Origin of the sequence: Pseudarthrobacter sp. H2 (assembly GCF_050157045.1) — a bacterium.
GTDB lineage: Bacteria > Actinomycetota > Actinomycetes > Actinomycetales > Micrococcaceae > Arthrobacter.
Window position 1 is genome coordinate 4,775,267 of the sequence record NZ_CP189594.1, and the last position, 15,149, is coordinate 4,790,415.

Below are 15,149 nucleotides of genomic sequence, written 5' to 3' on the forward strand. Positions count from 1 at the left end.
GATCCTTAGTTTTCAAACTCGGAAAGCGGCGGGCAGGAGCAGATCAGGTTGCGGTCCCCGCCGGCGCCGTCGATGCGGCCCACGGGCGGGAAGTACTTGTCCTGCTTGAGGTGGTGGACCGGGAACACGGCCTGCTCACGGCTGTAGGTCCGCGTCCACTCTGAGGAGACGACGGCGGACGCGGTGTGGGGTGCGTTGCGCAGCGGGCTGTTCTCCACGGTGAAGTCACCGTTGGCCACCTGGTCGATTTCCTGCCGGATGGTGATCATCGCTTCAATGAACCGGTCGATCTCCGCGAGGTCCTCGGATTCGGTGGGCTCCACCATCAGCGTGCCGGCAACCGGGAACGCCAGCGTGGGGGCGTGGAAGCCGTAGTCGATGAGGCGCTTGGCCACGTCCTCGGCGGTGACGCCGGTCTTCGCGGTCAGGTCGCGGAGGTCCAGGATGCACTCGTGCGCCACGAGCCCGCCCTCACCCGTGTACAGCACCGGGAAGTACTCGTTCAACCGTGCGGCGACGTAGTTGGCCGCGAGGAGCGCCGACTTCGTCGCCTCGGTCAGGCCTTCGCCGCCCATGAGCTTCACGTAGGCCCAGGAGATCGGCAGGACGCCGGCGGAACCGTAGTTGGACGCGGAGATGGCCACACCCTTTGACCCGCCGTGACCGTCGTCGTGGGCTGCCTTGTTGGCATCACCGGGCATGAACGGTGCCAGGTGGGCCTTGGCCGCGACCGGGCCGACGCCGGGTCCGCCGCCGCCGTGCGGGATGCAGAAGGTCTTGTGCAGGTTCAGGTGCGAGACGTCGCCGCCGAACTTGCCCGGCTGGGCCAGCCCGACCAGGGCGTTGAGGTTGGCGCCGTCCACGTAGACCTGGCCGCCGGCGGCGTGCACCGCGTCGCAGATTTCGGTGACGTCGGCGTCGTACACGCCGTGGGTGGAGGGGTAGGTGATCATGATGGCCGAGAGGGCGTCCTTGTTGGCCTCGATCTTGGCGTTCAGGTCGGCATGGTCGATCGTGCCGTCCGATGCGGTGGCCACGACGACGACCTTCATACCGGCGAGGACCGCGGAGGCGGCGTTGGTCCCGTGGGCCGAGGCCGGGATCAGGCAGACGTTGCGCTGGTCGTCACCGCGGGAGCGGTGGTAGCCGCGGATGGCCAGCAGGCCGGCGAGCTCGCCCTGGGATCCGGCGTTCGGCTGCAGCGACACCTGGTCGTAGCCGGTGATTTCGGCGAGGTCCGCTTCCAGCCCGGTGATGAGTTCGCGCCAGCCCTCGGTCTGGGAGTCCGGGGCGAACGGGTGGATGGAGGCGAATTCCGGCCAGGAGATGGCTTCCATCTCCGCGGTGGCGTTCAGCTTCATGGTGCACGAACCCAGCGGGATCATGGTGCGGTCCAGTGCCAGGTCCCGGTCACTCAGCCTGCGGATATAGCGCAGCAGCTGGGTCTCGGAGCGGTGGGTGTTGAACACCGGGTGCTGCAGGTAATCGGAGGTGCGGAGCACCGATCCGGGCAGTTCAAAGCCCTTCGCGTCGACAACCGGACCGGCACCGAAGGCGACGGCGATGGCTGAGAGGACCTCCGTCGTCGTGGTTTCATCAGCGGACACGCCGATGGTGTCGCCGTCGATGTGGCGCAGGTTGATGCCGCGTGCCTGGGCGGCGGCGATGACCTTGGCGGCCTTGCCCGGGACCCGGACCGTGACGGTGTCGAAGAAGGTATCGGCGACCAGTTCGCGGCCGGCGGCCTGAAGGGTGGTGGCCAGGGTGCGGGCGTTGTTGTGGACCTGTTCGGCGATTGCCTTGAGGCCGTCCGGGCCGTGGTAGACGGCGTAGAACGAGGACACGATGGCCAGCAGCGCCTGCGCGGTGCAGATGTTGGAGGTGGCCTTCTCGCGGCGGATGTGCTGCTCGCGGGTCTGCAGCGCCAGGCGGTACGCGGGAACACCGGCGTCGTCCTTGGACACACCGACCAGACGGCCCGGCATGGACCGCTCCAGGCCCTTCTGCACGGCCATGTAGGCCGCGTGCGGGCCGCCGAAGAACAGCGGGACACCGAAACGCTGGGTGGAGCCGACGGCGATGTCCGCGCCCTGCTCGCCCGGAGGGGTGATCAGGGTCAGGGCCAGCAGGTCAGCGGCCACCGTCACCAGCGCGCCGCGTTCCTTCGCCGCCGCGATCACGTCAGCGTGGTCAAACACCCGGCCCGAAACACCGGGCTGCTGCAGGACGACGCCGTTGATGACGCCGTCGGGCAGGCCCTTGGACAGGTCGGCGACCTCGACCTCGAAGCCGAGCGCCTCGGCGCGGCCCTTGACGATGGCGATGGTCTGCGGCAGGCAGTCGGCGTCCAGGACGGTCTTGCCGTCGTGGGCGGCCTTGTTCTTGTTCGCCCGGCGCATCATCAGCACGGCCTCAGCCACCGCCGTCGCTTCGTCCAGGAGGGAGGCGTTGGCGACCGGCAGGCCCACCAGGTCCTGGACCATGGTCTGGAAGTTCAGCAGCGCCTCCAGCCGGCCCTGCGAGATTTCCGGCTGGTACGGCGTGTAGGCGGTGTACCAGGCCGGGGCCTCGAGGATGTTCCGGCGGATCACCGGCGGCGTCACGGTGTCGTAGTAGCCCTGGCCGATCATCTGGACCGCGGTCTTGTTCTTCGAAGCCAGGCGGCGCAGCTCGGCGAGAACCTCGACCTCGCTCAGGGCGTCCTTCAGGAGCAGTGGGCTTGCCTGCCGGATGGAGTCCGGAACGGCGGTGTCGACAAGGCCGTCGACGCTGTCGTAGCCGACGAACTTCAGCATGGTGTCGATGTCGGACTGGCGGCGGGCGCCGATGTGCCGGTCTGCAAAGACGGTGGGCGCGGATTGGACGGTCATGAGGAACTCCATAATTCAGGTGGTGCAGATGCGCCACGTTGATTCGGGTTCCTCCCCGCTCTGTCTTGGACCTGAGAGTTTCCGCATTGCCCGCTCTCGCAGGGCGCCGCTTGCACCGTCGGTGAGCCCGGTTTCCCGGACTGCTTTCCAGAGTTGCCTTGCCGCGGCGGTACGTGGGCCTGAGAGATTCCTGGGGAGGATTTGCTCCTACGGCGCCTGCTGAACGTACCGGCAGGACTCTCCCGCCGCAGATCATAAGCACGATCACTTGTGAGTGATACGCCTCACAATATATCCGCTGTTCAGGTCACACGCAAACCGCCGCGTCAAAATCGCCGGAACCATTACGCTCGAATCGGCCTGCGGCAGGGGCCCTACGCGCCCAGCGGGGGGTGCGGGTACTCCGGCCCGCGCCGCTGGAACTGCAGCACATCCTTGTTCAGGATCACGCCGTCGCGGATTTCGACCGCCCGGCGGATGGTCTCATTGTCCGTCCACGCCCCGGGGCCGGAGATCACGGTCTCCAGGAACGGCAGCAGGGCCTCGCTGATCTCCCAGCTGGAGGAATCCCAGAGGTAGGAGGGGCTGTGGTCCACCGCGTAGTAGTCGATGTGGTCGCCCACCTGGAACATCGGCTCGGCGAAGGTGGTGTTTTTCGCCCAGCTGAAGCCCATGCCCTCATCGCAGGAAACATCCACGATCAGGCTGCCGGGCCGGAAAGCACCCAGATCCTCGGCGCGCAGGTAGGTCAGCGGCGCGTTGGGATCCTGCAGGGTGCAGTTGACCACGATGTCGCTTTCGGCGAGGAACGGCGCCAGCGGCACCCGCCCGCGTTCGGTGATGACCTCGCTGAGGAACGGCGCCTTGTCATCGTGGTCGAACTGGGCAATCCGCACCGAATGGATGGGCGAGGCCACCGCGGCCACACCCCGGCTGGTCAGGACCTGGACGTCGTGGACGCCGTGGGCGTTGAGCGCCGTGACGGCCCCGCGCGCCGTCGCGCCGAAACCGATGACGACGGCGCTGAGCCTCCGGCCGTAGTCCCCGGTGGAGCCCTTGAGGGCCAGGGAATGCAGCACCGAGCAGTAGCCGGCCAGTTCGTTGTTCTTGTGGAAAACGTGCAGGCCGAAGCCGCCGTCGCTGGCCCAGTGGTTCATCGCCTCAAAGGCGATCAGCGTGAGCTTCTTGTCGATCGCCAGCTGGGTGATGGCCCGGTCCTGGACACAGTGCGGCCAGCCCCAGAGGACCTGCCCGTCGCGGAGCTCGGCGAGGTCCTCGGGCTGCGGCTTGGGCAGGAGGACGACGTCGGCCTCCGCCAGGAGCTGCGCGCGCGGAACGATGCGCCCCACCAGCGGTGCCAGGTGGGCGTCCGACACGCCGAACCGCTCGCCGTAGCCCTTTTCGAGGATCAGCTGCTGCCGGAGTTCCGGGATGATGCGCTCCAGGTGCAGGGGATGGATCGGGAGGCGCCGCTCGTCAGGTTTCCGCGAGCCGGCAAGGACTCCCAGGGTGAGGCGGTCCGTCGAACCGGTCACTTCTTTTTGGGGCTGGCCGGCTTGGTGCTGGTGGCCTTGTCCATGGAGCTGGGCGGCGCTGCCGCGGTCCTCTTGTCGGCCCGCTTTTCCTTGAGGGACTTGCCGGATTTCTTGGATGCTGCTTGACGGGGGGATTTGTCAGCCATGATCGCTCCTGTAGCGGAACCGAAGAGGTTCCTGACTTCGAACGATACAGGTACCGGCCTAACCCGCCCCGGGGCAGCCGGGGCAGTCATGGGTGCTGCGCGGTGCGTGGATTGGAGCGGCTGACGGGAATCGAACCCGCGTATCGAGCTTGGGAAGCTAGCGCTCTACCATTGAGCTACAGCCGCGTTGCCGCGCTTTCCAGCGCCGCGGAACCTAGCTTACAACAGCCGGAGGACTTTGCCTGCCGCGGCACGGCCGCGCCGCCGCGGCGCGGCCGGTGAGCGCAGCCGGGTCAGCGCAGCCGGACCCGGCTGGGTCCCATAACGCTTCGGATAACTCTTCGGTAAAACCCCGCCGCGCGGCTGCCGGCGCCGGGCTTGCTGTTTATCCTGAAATGGCTAGCTGCAGTCTCGGGGGAACGGGCTACACCCACCAGCCATCGCCGAGCAAGGATTTCCGTGGCATTCGCAGAGTACGACGTCGTCATCGCGCGCGACGCGCTGAGCGTGTACAACTTTCTGCTGGACGGCCGGAATCTCCCGAGTTGGCGTGAGGGGATCAGGAGCGTCGAGCTGGAATCGGGCACCGAAGGCGCGAAGGGCGCCGTCTACCGGCAGACCCGCACCGGGCCCGGCGGGCGGCCCGTCGCCGCAGATTTTGAGATCATCGAAGCGCGGCCGGGCGCCGAGATCCAGTACCGGGTCATCGTCGGCCCGGAACGGCCGCACGGCGGCTACTACCTGAGCACCGAAGGTCACAACACGCGCGTCCGCTTCGCCCTGGAATACGAGCCCAAGGGGCTCCTGGACCGGCTCACGAACGTCTTCGGCCGGCGGATGAGGGCTGAAGTCGGCCAGCTTGACCAGCTCAAGGCCGTGCTGGAAGACATGCCTGAAGCGGAATAGGCGGCCCCGCGGCGGCCGTGCGGCCAAGTGCCGGCGCAGCCTCAGGGTAGGAGCCCCGGACCTGTCCCACCGGCCCCGTGCGGCCCGCCCGTGCGTCCCGCCTGCGGCGGATGCGGTATTTTTGATCGTGTGCTGATCTCTGACCGCGACATTCGTGCCGAAATAGATTCCCAACGGATTGTCCTTGAGCCGTTCGACCCTGCCATGGTCCAGCCGTCGTCGGTGGATGTGCGGATTGACAAGTTCTTCCGGCTCTTCGACAACCACAAGTACGCCCACATCGATCCCTCGGAGGAACAGCCCGAGCTGACCCGCCTGGTCGAGGTTGACTCCGGTGAGCCATTCATCCTGCACCCGGGGGAGTTCGTCCTGGGCTCCACCTACGAGACCGTCAGCCTTCCCGATGACATCGCCGCCCGGCTCGAGGGTAAGTCCTCGCTGGGCCGCCTGGGCCTGCTGACACACTCGACGGCGGGTTTCATCGACCCCGGCTTCTCAGGCCACGTCACGCTCGAGTTGTCCAATATGGCCACGCTGCCGATCAAGCTGTGGCCGGGCATGAAGATCGGCCAGTTGTGCTTCTTCCGTCTCAGCTCGGCGGCCGAGTTTCCCTACGGCTCCGGTGAGTACGGCAACCGTTACCAGGGCCAGCGCGGCCCGACGGCAAGCCGCAGCCACCTGAACTTCCACCGCACGGAGCTCTAGCCACAGGCTGATATGTAGGTCGGGTTGTCAATAGGCGTGGATGAGCGGCTCCTGGCTTTTGGTTCCGGGGGCCCCTCATCGTGTGCCGGCCGGTCGTGGTGAGGTGTGTTGGCGGGTGTTGTCTCGACTGCATTGCCAGGCTGATATGCGCGGGTTCGTTACCGCATGACGATGAGTTCGGCTGGAGCGTACCGGTGTCTAAAATCGGGCGTCGGCGGTGTAGACCGTCTGCTCATAGCTGGCTCTCGGGTTAGCTCCGCGTGCTGCCACGTCCACTTCCCGAGGTAGGAGCCGATGGGCGAGCCGGTGAAGCGGGTCCAGTCCCCGCTCTCCACGGCCAGCCCGGACCCGGTCGTGATCTGGATGCCGCGCAGACACATCAACGCCTCAATCACCGGGGTGTAGCGGCACGCCGCGGCCGTGGCGGCGCCGTGCTTGTCGATGCGTGCCAGAGGCCTGGCGAGCAGCTCGGCCTGCTCGACATCGGTCTCGTAGGTGAACTGCAGTGTCTGTTCGTCAAAGTGTTGGCGGTGCAGCCACTGGCTGTGTTCCTTCGTCCATCTGGCGTGTCTTTGGGGTAGCGGATGCCGTAGCGCAGCAGGATGGCGTTCACGTCAGACGCTGTTGATGAACGGCATGGTGGACGGTCCGCGACTCGGAAATTTGCTCCGGAAGCGTTGGCCGGCGCCGTTCGGCAGCCACGCCGTCAATCTTGCCGCCATTACAGCGAGCATCTGCGCGGGGCCCGAATCCCACGCGGACAGCAGACGGCGGTTTGTCGCCGGCATATCCTGCGGGATCTTCTACCTCCTCTTCGGCGCGTTCAGCACCGCCGTCGTGGCGCTGTTCGCCGTCATCCCGGCGGCGATGCTGACGGTGCTCGCCGGCGTTGCGCTTCTTGGCGCCCTGCAGGGGGCCATTCAGGACACAGTCACCGGGGACGGCAGCGGACCTGCGCTCCGCGGCTGCGCTGATCACCCCTGCGGTCACGGCGTCGGGCATTGCTCCCTGGGAATTGTGTCCCCCTTCTGGGGGTGCCTTGCCGGCGCGGTTGCCTATTTTGCCGGACGGCGCCGGACCAGGGCCTGATGCCGGCGCCTGCTGCTTCCCTGCCCTCTATGATGAATGGCAGGCCGGTTCAGGGCCGGCGGAGGGTGCGGCAGGGAGGCTGGGAATGAAGGGCGTGGGTGGGACCGGGCCGCTGGGCCAGTCGGGGGCCTCGGTCGCAGGGCTTCGTGAGCACAATTTGTCCTCGGTGTTGTCCGCACTCGCCAGACATGGAACCCTGACGCGTGCGGAGATTGCCCGTCATTGCGGACTGAGGGTTTCCGCTTTGACCAATCTGATCCAGGAACTTCGGGACCGCGGCCTCGTGCAGGAGAGCGACGTCGACCCGCCTGCGGTGGGCCGGCCGGTGCGCCCGATTTCCTTTGCCACGCGCCCCTGGGTGATGCTCGCCATCCAATGCGACCGCACCCGGATCCTGGCCGCCATCGGAAACCTCGTGGGGGAGCTGGAATCCACCCACGAATTTCCGGTTCCCGAATACGACGGCCTCGAAGGCTACCTCCCGTTCCTGAACCAGGCCATCACCCAGTTACTCCAGACGGCGTCCCGGCAGTCCCGCCAAGTGCTCGCCGTCGAACTGGGCGTGCCCGGTGCTGCCGACCGCGATCGTGGCACGGTGGTCCGTTCGGTCCTCAACGGTTGGGGGCCGGCCCCGCTGGGCCGCCACGTGGAGGAGATGCTGGCTGCGGCCGGGTCCACCGCCGTCGTGGGAGTGGACCGGGAGACCAACTACTCCATGCTTTCCTGCATCAGCGGCGATGCCTTCAATGACGACAAATCCGTGGCCTACATCGGCGGACGCAGCGCCGTCAGCGGAGGGCTCTTCTCGCGCTCCACGGTGGAACACGGATCGGGTGGGCTCGCCGGCGAGTTCGGACACATCGTTGTTGATCCGGGCGGGTTCCAGTGCTGGTGTGGGCGGCGCGGTTGTGCCGAAACGCATCTGGGCCTCGCCTCGCTCTACAGCCGCGCGACGGGAGCCGACTACGCGACGACGCTGGGCCGGATGTCGGCCGGCTATGAGGACATGACGGCAGAGCTGCGCGGAATGCTGGACGGCGGGGACGGGGCTGCCGTTGAAGCGGTCGCCGACGCCGGGCGCTGGCTTGGCATCACGATCGACGCCGTGGCCGGTGTTGTGAATCCTGAGCTCTTCATTGTCGACGGCTTCCTCGCCGAGTTCCGGGGCGGGCTCGAGACCGAGATGCGGAGGTACCTGGACGGAATCGCGGGGCTGCCCTCGCTCACCCGGCTCGCCGTTGAGTTTGCCCCGGAAGCTCCGCACCGGATGCTCCGCGGCATGCTGCTTGCCGGGCGCAACCGCGTCATCGGACAGCCCTCACTGGTGGCCGAACGGCTCGAAGCCGTCTGAGGGCCCCTGCCAAAGAGCTGAAAATAGTTCGTGACTTAATCCACGGCGTGAAATAATATGGATGCAGGGCCAGGCGTGAGATGCGCGTCACAATCATCCGGACATGGCCCGCCACCCCCCGTTTATTAGAAGGAGCCTGGCGTGGTCGCTACGTCACACCCCCGAGAGCTGGCCCCCACGGCAAAGACGCCGGAACAGCCTGCCGAACCAAAATGGAGCACCCGCCAGTTGTCCAACCGTAGGAAGGTCCTGGCCGCGATGATCAGCATCGCGGTCGTCGGCTCCCTTCAAGGCGGGGACCCTGCCCTCCATGCCGTCGCCATGCCGGCCGCGGCCAAGGCGCTCGGGATGGATCCGGGACTGGCCTCGTTCCTCAAGAGCCTCGGCACCGTGGTCCTTGCCGCAAGCCTCCTGGGTGCCGGAATCATCGGCGACAACAAGGGCCGGAAGCGCACGCTGCTGGCAGGCGTCTTCCTGATGACCGCGGCCTCGCTCATCACCGCGACGGCGGGCACCGCCTGGATGTTCGGCATTGGCCGCGCCCTGACCGGAGTGGGGACAGCGCTCTCCTTCTCCATGTGCCTGGCCATGATTCCCGCGATCTATCCCAAGGCCGAACTTCCCAAGGCCTTCGGTATCTTCTTCGGCGTCGGCGCGAGCGTGATCGTGGTGATGACGTCACTCTCCGGCACCATTCAGACGGTCTTCGGCTGGCGATTCAACTACGTCAGCGCCGCACTCATCTGCCTGCTGGCGGGACTGATCGCCGCGGCCCTGCTTCCCGAAACCAAGGCCGCCAGGCCCCGGAAGTTTGATCTGCCGGGCGTCCTGCTCGCGGGCTTTGGCCTCGTGGCCCTGGTCTACTCGATCGGCCGCGCCTCCGGCATGGGTTGGGGTGCTCCCGAGGTTCTCGTGGGCCTCGGCCTGGCAGCCGTTCTGCTCGCGGCTTTCGCCATGTGGGAGTTGCGCGCCAAGGATCCCGGCTTCCCCATGCACCTGTTCCGCATTCCCGCCTTCTCCGCCGCCTGCATCGCCGGTGTCCTCTTCAACTGGGCCGATGCTTCACTGCTGGGCCAGTACCCCGCCCTGGCAATTCCCGCCGGTGTGGCACCCGGTGCGGTCTCAGTGATTGTGGCCGTCATGTACGTGGGCATGATTGTTGGCGCGGCGGTTGCCGGCATCGCCCAGAGGCGTTTCGCCATCTCCAACCGTGCCATGTTCACCTCCGGCCTGCTGCTGTGCGCCTTCGGCCTTGCCATTCAGCTTTTCCTGGACCATCCCGGCAACATCCTCCTGCCGGGAGTGGGCCTGTTCATTGTGGGCTTTGCCGTGATGTGGATGCAGAACCCGCAGGCAGCCGTCATTCTTGGCTCCGCTCCGCAGGACCAGCTGGGCGCCGTGGGAGCCGTCAAGCCAGCCGTCGGGCAGTTCGGCTTCGGACTCGGGTTCGCCATCGCCGGACCGATCGCAGGCATTTTCATGACCGGACCGGTCCTCGACGTCCAGGCATACGGCCAGGGCCTGGCTTTCCAGGCCGGCATCTTTGTGATCGCCGCCGTCCTGGTCTGCTGGCTCCTGCGCCCGCGCCGCTCCGAAACCGCTGTGACGGAATCCCAGTCATGAGCAGCCTCGCAGACACAGTACTTCTCAACGCCAACATCATCACCGTCGATGACCGGTTTTCGCTCGCGGAAGCGGTCGCGGTTGCCGAGGGCCGTATCCTGGCGGTCGGCACAGCCGCGGAAATTTCCGCTTTCGCCGGGCCGGATACCGACATCCACGATCTGGGCGGACGAACCGTGCTGCCGGGCTTCGTGGAGGCCCACGGCCACCCGACAGCGGAGATGAACTTCCTGGGACCGGATTGCATCGACATCCGCGCCGTCGTCTGTGGAACAGCAGAGGACGTGCTGCGGAAGATCCGTGACGCCGTGGCAGAGGCCGGCCCCGGCGACTGGGTGGTGGCCTTTGGCTGGGACCCGCTCCTGCTGCCCGATCTGCCGCCGATGTCCGGCCGGCTCCTGACGGAACTCTCGCCGTCGGTCCCGTTGTCCGTGATGCACTATTCGGCCCACTCCTCCTGGGCGAATGACGCCGCCATGGACCGGCTGGGCATCACAGCGGACACACCGGACCCCGCGGGTTCCGAATATTGCCGGTACGACGACGGTTCGCTCACCGGCGAGGGCAAGGAACTTCCGGCGTCGATGATCCTGATGGGCCCGAAACTGGAGGTCAACGACAAGACTTTCAACCGGTATTTGGCCAGCCAGCTGGCACGCATGGCCGTTGCGGGTGTCACCGCAACCGGTGACCTCGCCTTCCATCCCGGCTCGCACGGCCCGGTCCGGAGCTTCTTCGATTCCACGGACGCTCCCGTGCGGATCCGCGCCTATGAGATGTCGACGCCGGCGGGTCCGGCCCGCAGCGCCGGCGCTGATGAGGATCCGATGTTCCGGCAGGTGGGAGCCAAGGTCTGGACCGACGGTTCGCCCTGGATCGGCAACATCGAAACAAGCTTCGGCTACCAGGACAGTCCCGCCACCCGTTCGATCGGGCTCGAGGCAGGTCACCGGGGCTGCAGCAACTACACCGCCCAGGAGCTCCTTGCGATCGGCCGGCAGTATGTTCCGGCAGGCTGGCAACTGGCCTGCCATGTCCATGGCGACATCGCCGTGGACATGGTGCTTGAGGTGGTGCAGCAGCTGCAGGCCGAATTCCCCGGGACGGACCGGAGATTCAGGCTGGAACACTGCGGAACCATCACCGCGGAACAGATCAGGCGCGCGCACGGACTGGGCATCACGGTCTCGTTCTTCGCAGCCCACATCCACTACTACGGAGACGTGCTGATCGAGCTCTTCGGCGAGCGGGCGCAGGCCTGGACGCCGGCGGGGGCAGCCGCGGACTGCGGCATGAAGTTCTCGCTGCACAACGACGCTCCGGTCACCCCGGAGAACCCGCTGCTCAGCATGCAGGTGGCCATGACCCGGCTGACGCAAAGCGGCGTGCTGCTGGGCCCGGAATTCCGCATCGGGATCGAGGATGCCATCCGCTCGCACACCATCCACGCGGCCTGGCAGCTCTTCTCCGAGCACGAGTTCGGGTCGATCGAGCCCGGCAAGTTCGCGGACTTCGTGGTGCTTGACCGGGACCCGCTGCAAACCCCGGCGGCCGAGGTGGGGTCCATCGAGGTCCTGCAGACCTGGCTCGCCGGGCGCTTGGCCCATCAGACCACCGTCATCCGAGCCGCGGCGTGTTTAGGCGACGAAAAGTGCTCCTGAACCCGGAAAAAGTTGTTGCCACACACCATTTTCGTCGGACCACGGATTCGGAGTCTCTAGGCTGCTTCGACAGCCCGGGCAGGGCGTTAGTTTGCGGTGAACGCCGGCTGGGCGAGCTTTGCGATGTGCACCGACTCGCCGCGCAGGGCAATTTCGGCGAACTGCCAAAGGATGGCGCCAGTGGGGGCATGGACAATCATGTCGTGGCGCAGCGGCATCTGCAGGAACGGTTCGCCTGAGGCGTCCGGACGCCAGCGGGGCACACCAGGGTCGAGGAGCCGTGATAGTCGGATCGGGTGGATCGATGCGACTTCCGCGGGATTGCGCCGGAATGTCACCGCGCCTGTCACGGCGGCAACTACCGGTGTGATGACGATGCCCCGGAGAGTGGTGAAGTCATCGAGGACACCCAGGACATCACTCTTACTCGCGTGGACCCCGGTTTCCTCGTGCAGTTCCCGCAAGGCAGCCTCCACAAGGGTCTCGCCGGCGTCGACCATGCCGCCTGGCAGCGCCCACTGGCCCGGGTTTGAATGCCGTGCGGCCCGTTTGATCATCAGGAACGAGGTGGTTCCGCGGTGTTCGAACAACAAAATCACGACGGCGGCGCGGCGGTTTGCGGGCTCGTCCCAGGGTTTGCCGCCTCCTGGGTCGCGGCGTTCCTTGTCTGCTATTGCCGGCAGCCTGCCAGTGAGCCTTGCTTCGACGAACGGCCGGAGTGAGGTCAGATCCGGCAGGCTGTGCCCGGACAAGCGCTCGGTGATGGGCCGCTCAGACATGCGTGGGAGCCAGGCTGAGTTCCTTATCCACGATTGTCACCAGCATGCTGCGCATCGTGTCGATGGTCATGTCCGGAGCGCCCGTGAGGATCTTGATGGCGGCGCCGTCCGTGGCGGAGCTGAGAAGGCGTGCAAACAGGATCGGATCCACATCGCGGAAAATTCCCTGGCGCTGGCCCCTCTTGACGATGCTGACCACGGCGTCCATCCACCGTGAATAGAAGTCGTTGTGGATGGGCCGCAAGGCCGGGTTGAGGCTCGTCTCTGCCCAGAACTGGAGCCAGACGGACCACTCATTCCGGACCTGCACCCCGACGGGAAGCTGCATTTCGATTAAGGCAAGCATTCTCTTGTGTGCATTGTCGATCTGGCGCAGCACAACGCCCTGGCGTTCGAAGGCCTGGTCCACGCAGTAGCGCAGGGCCTCCCGCAGGACATCGTCTTTGCCTGGGAAGTAGTAGTGGATGGTTCCAGTGCTGGTTCCGCAGATCCGTGCCACATCCTGAACCCGCACATGGTGGTAGCCGCGTTCGGCCACCAGCTGCCAGGCGGCTTCGAGGATCGCGTTCCGGCGTTCCTGCGAGCCACGGTTCTCGGCCGTGTCTGTCATGGCGGATTCCTCCGGGGATAGGGAGCCTGACTATGTATCACTTGACCATAGCTTAGGGGAAAAACTGACGCAAGAGTCAGAATCTAGCCAATTCATTCGAATCATGACCGACAGCCCATCAATTGTTACCGGCTCAGATTTCCCGGAATAGAAAGGGTTTTCTGTTCAAAATGGGTGGTGGTCTTGACAGCTGTGAGATCAGACACAAAGCTATAGCAATGACCGACGCGTCAGTCAGACCAGTCAGGTCCCCCAACTTCCTTCATCGCCGCAGGAGGCACCGCCCATGACCGCACACCGTCGTCGCAAAGTAACCCTCATTACTGCTTTGGCCATGAGCGTCTCGCTCACGGGTCTTTCTGCCTGCTCCACGGGAGCGTCCTCCGATCCTGCGGCTGCGGCAGCAACGTCCGCGCCGAAGTCTGGCGGAGACATGCGTGTCGGCATTGTGGGTGGTTCCAGCAAGGACACCCTGGACGCTCACGCCCCGGTGACCCATCCCGACGAGGCTCGGGCTATCCAGCTTTATGACACGCTGGCCTCCTACGACAACGACCACAAGATCCAGTTGGCCCTGACGGATGCAATCACACCCTCGACCGACGCCAAGACCTGGACGGTGCACCTGCGTGCCGGCCTGAAGTTCAGCGACGGCAAGCCCATCACGGCAGAGGACGTGGTCTTCACTTTCAAGCGGATCACCGATCCCAAGTCCCCGATGGCCGGCGCCACGGCCCTGTCCACGCTGGACCGTGATGCGCTCAAAGCCAGCGATGCACAGACCGTCGTCTTCAGCTTCACGTCCCCGTATGCGACTTTCCCGGATACCGTTGCCCAGTACACAGCTGGCATCGTCCCCGTCGGTTACGACCCGCAGAAACCGGTCAGTTCCGGACCCTTCATGGTGGACAGCTTCACTCCCGGCCAGCAGAGCGTGTTTGTCAAGAACCCTAACTACTGGCGGGCCGGACAGCCGTATTTGGACAAGGTCACGATCATTGATTTCCCGGATGACACCGCGCGGGTCAACGCGCTGCTGGGTGGCCAGGTTGATGCCATAGACCAGTTGCCGTTGGGGCAGGTCAATGTAGTGAAGGCCAACCCGGCCATGAAGGTCCTCGAATCGGCTACCGGCTCGTGGCTGCCGTTTACCATGCGCGTGGACCAGGCACCCTTCGACGACCCCAAGGTCCGCGAAGCTTTCCGCTTGATTGTGGACCGCAAGCAGATGGTGGACCAGGTCCTGGGCGGCCACGGCACCATCGGTAACGACATGTATGGACCATTTGATGCGTGCTTCCCCTCGGATGCCGCCCAGCGCCAGCAGAACATCGAGAAAGCCAGGCAATTGCTGGCCGAAGCAGGCAAGAGCAACCTCAGCGTCGATCTGGTGACATCCCCGGCGGCAGCCGGCCTGGTTGAGGCCGCACAGGTATTCGCCGAGCAGGCGAAAGCCGCAGGGGTGACCGTCAACGTCAAGAAAGTGGACCCGGGAGAGTTCTACGGCGATCAGTACCTGAAATGGAGCTTTTCCCAGGACTTCTGGTTTACCCGCGACTATCTGCCCCAGACGGCTGCTTCCGGCCTGCCCGGCGCACCGTACAACGAGACACATTGGAATGACAAGGAATGGACGGACCTGGTCACCAAAGCACAGGCAACCACGGATGCCACGGCGCGCTGCGGGCTCATCAAGCAGGCCAACAAGATTGAATTCGACCGCGGCGGATACATCATCTGGGGCTTCCCGAACAGCGTTGACGCCTACAGCTCCGCTGTGCAGGGACTGACTCCTGACAAGAGCGGCATTCCGCTGACTTCCTTTGGCTTCCGCAACGCCTGGCTGAACAAATGATGAAAGCACGCAGCGGGGG

12 protein-coding genes, 1 tRNA gene and 2 riboswitches are annotated in these 15,149 nt (G+C 65.6%); of the genes, 7 read left to right on the top strand and 6 right to left on the bottom strand.

Annotated elements, in window-relative coordinates; genetic code table 11:
• Positions 1-5: 5 nt before the first annotated feature.
• From gcvP to ACQCSZ_RS22195, 4 genes are all read right to left on the bottom strand, one after another.
• Entirely contained in the window at positions 6-2,870 is a 2,865-nt protein-coding gene (gcvP, locus tag ACQCSZ_RS22180; protein ID WP_427005756.1) for an aminomethyl-transferring glycine dehydrogenase, read from the bottom strand.
• 50 nt (positions 2,871-2,920) lie between these two features.
• Positions 2,921-3,026, bottom strand: a riboswitch (glycine riboswitch).
• 1 nt (position 3,027) lies between these two features.
• Positions 3,028-3,125: riboswitch (glycine riboswitch) on the bottom strand.
• Positions 3,126-3,244: 119 nt separating this feature from the next.
• Positions 3,245-4,405 (bottom strand): N(5)-(carboxyethyl)ornithine synthase, encoded by a 1,161-nt coding sequence (locus tag ACQCSZ_RS22185; RefSeq protein WP_427005757.1) that lies wholly within the window; start codon positions 4,403-4,405, stop codon positions 3,245-3,247.
• The gene (locus ACQCSZ_RS22190; protein WP_427005758.1) at positions 4,402-4,551 is read right to left on the bottom strand and encodes a hypothetical protein; all 150 of its coding nucleotides are present in this window, start codon (positions 4,549-4,551) and stop codon (positions 4,402-4,404) included. The genes ACQCSZ_RS22185 and ACQCSZ_RS22190 overlap by 4 nt, the downstream gene beginning before the upstream one ends.
• Positions 4,552-4,663: 112 nt before the next feature.
• Positions 4,664-4,737, bottom strand: a tRNA-Gly gene (locus tag ACQCSZ_RS22195).
• A 273-nt stretch (positions 4,738-5,010) separates the two neighbouring features.
• On the opposite strand from ACQCSZ_RS22195, the gene ACQCSZ_RS22200 reads away from it, so the two are divergent.
• The 6 genes from ACQCSZ_RS22200 (at position 5,011) to ACQCSZ_RS22225 (ending at position 11,886) form a co-directional block, all read left to right on the top strand.
• Positions 5,011-5,457: an SRPBCC family protein gene (locus tag ACQCSZ_RS22200; RefSeq protein ID WP_427005759.1), complete on the top strand. Its 447-nt coding sequence runs from the start codon at positions 5,011-5,013 to the stop codon at positions 5,455-5,457.
• Between the two features lie 129 nt (positions 5,458-5,586).
• Positions 5,587-6,162, top strand: coding sequence for a dCTP deaminase (dcd, locus tag ACQCSZ_RS22205; RefSeq protein ID WP_427005760.1), 576 nt, complete (start codon positions 5,587-5,589; stop codon positions 6,160-6,162).
• Positions 6,163-6,789: 627 nt separating this feature from the next.
• Positions 6,790-7,251 (top strand): benzoate/H(+) symporter BenE family transporter, encoded by a 462-nt coding sequence (locus ACQCSZ_RS22210; RefSeq protein ID WP_427005761.1) that lies wholly within the window; start codon positions 6,790-6,792, stop codon positions 7,249-7,251.
• 85 nt (positions 7,252-7,336) lie between these two features.
• A complete protein-coding gene (locus tag ACQCSZ_RS22215) occupies positions 7,337-8,602 on the top strand; it encodes an ROK family protein (RefSeq protein WP_427005762.1) in 1,266 nt (421 codons plus the stop codon).
• A 141-nt stretch (positions 8,603-8,743) separates the two neighbouring features.
• Positions 8,744-10,225, top strand: coding sequence for an MFS transporter (locus ACQCSZ_RS22220; RefSeq protein ID WP_427005763.1), 1,482 nt, complete (start codon positions 8,744-8,746; stop codon positions 10,223-10,225).
• Positions 10,222-11,886: an amidohydrolase gene (locus ACQCSZ_RS22225; RefSeq protein WP_427005764.1), complete on the top strand. Its 1,665-nt coding sequence runs from the start codon at positions 10,222-10,224 to the stop codon at positions 11,884-11,886. Before ACQCSZ_RS22220 ends, ACQCSZ_RS22225 begins: the two co-directional genes overlap by 4 nt.
• An 86-nt stretch (positions 11,887-11,972) precedes the next feature.
• Here the strand turns inward: ACQCSZ_RS22225 and ACQCSZ_RS22230 are convergent, their stop codons facing one another.
• Both ACQCSZ_RS22230 and ACQCSZ_RS22235 read right to left on the bottom strand, forming a co-directional pair.
• On the bottom strand, positions 11,973-12,665 hold the full coding sequence (locus ACQCSZ_RS22230; protein ID WP_427005765.1) for an NUDIX hydrolase: 693 nt from the start codon (positions 12,663-12,665) through the stop codon (positions 11,973-11,975).
• A complete protein-coding gene (locus ACQCSZ_RS22235; RefSeq protein ID WP_427005766.1) occupies positions 12,658-13,275 on the bottom strand; it encodes a TetR/AcrR family transcriptional regulator in 618 nt (205 codons plus the stop codon). The genes ACQCSZ_RS22230 and ACQCSZ_RS22235 overlap by 8 nt, the downstream gene beginning before the upstream one ends.
• Before the next feature lie 286 nt (positions 13,276-13,561).
• On the opposite strand from ACQCSZ_RS22235, the gene ACQCSZ_RS22240 reads away from it, so the two are divergent.
• Positions 13,562-15,130: an ABC transporter substrate-binding protein gene (locus ACQCSZ_RS22240; RefSeq protein ID WP_427005767.1), complete on the top strand. Its 1,569-nt coding sequence runs from the start codon at positions 13,562-13,564 to the stop codon at positions 15,128-15,130.
• The last annotated feature ends 19 nt before the right edge of the window (positions 15,131-15,149 follow it).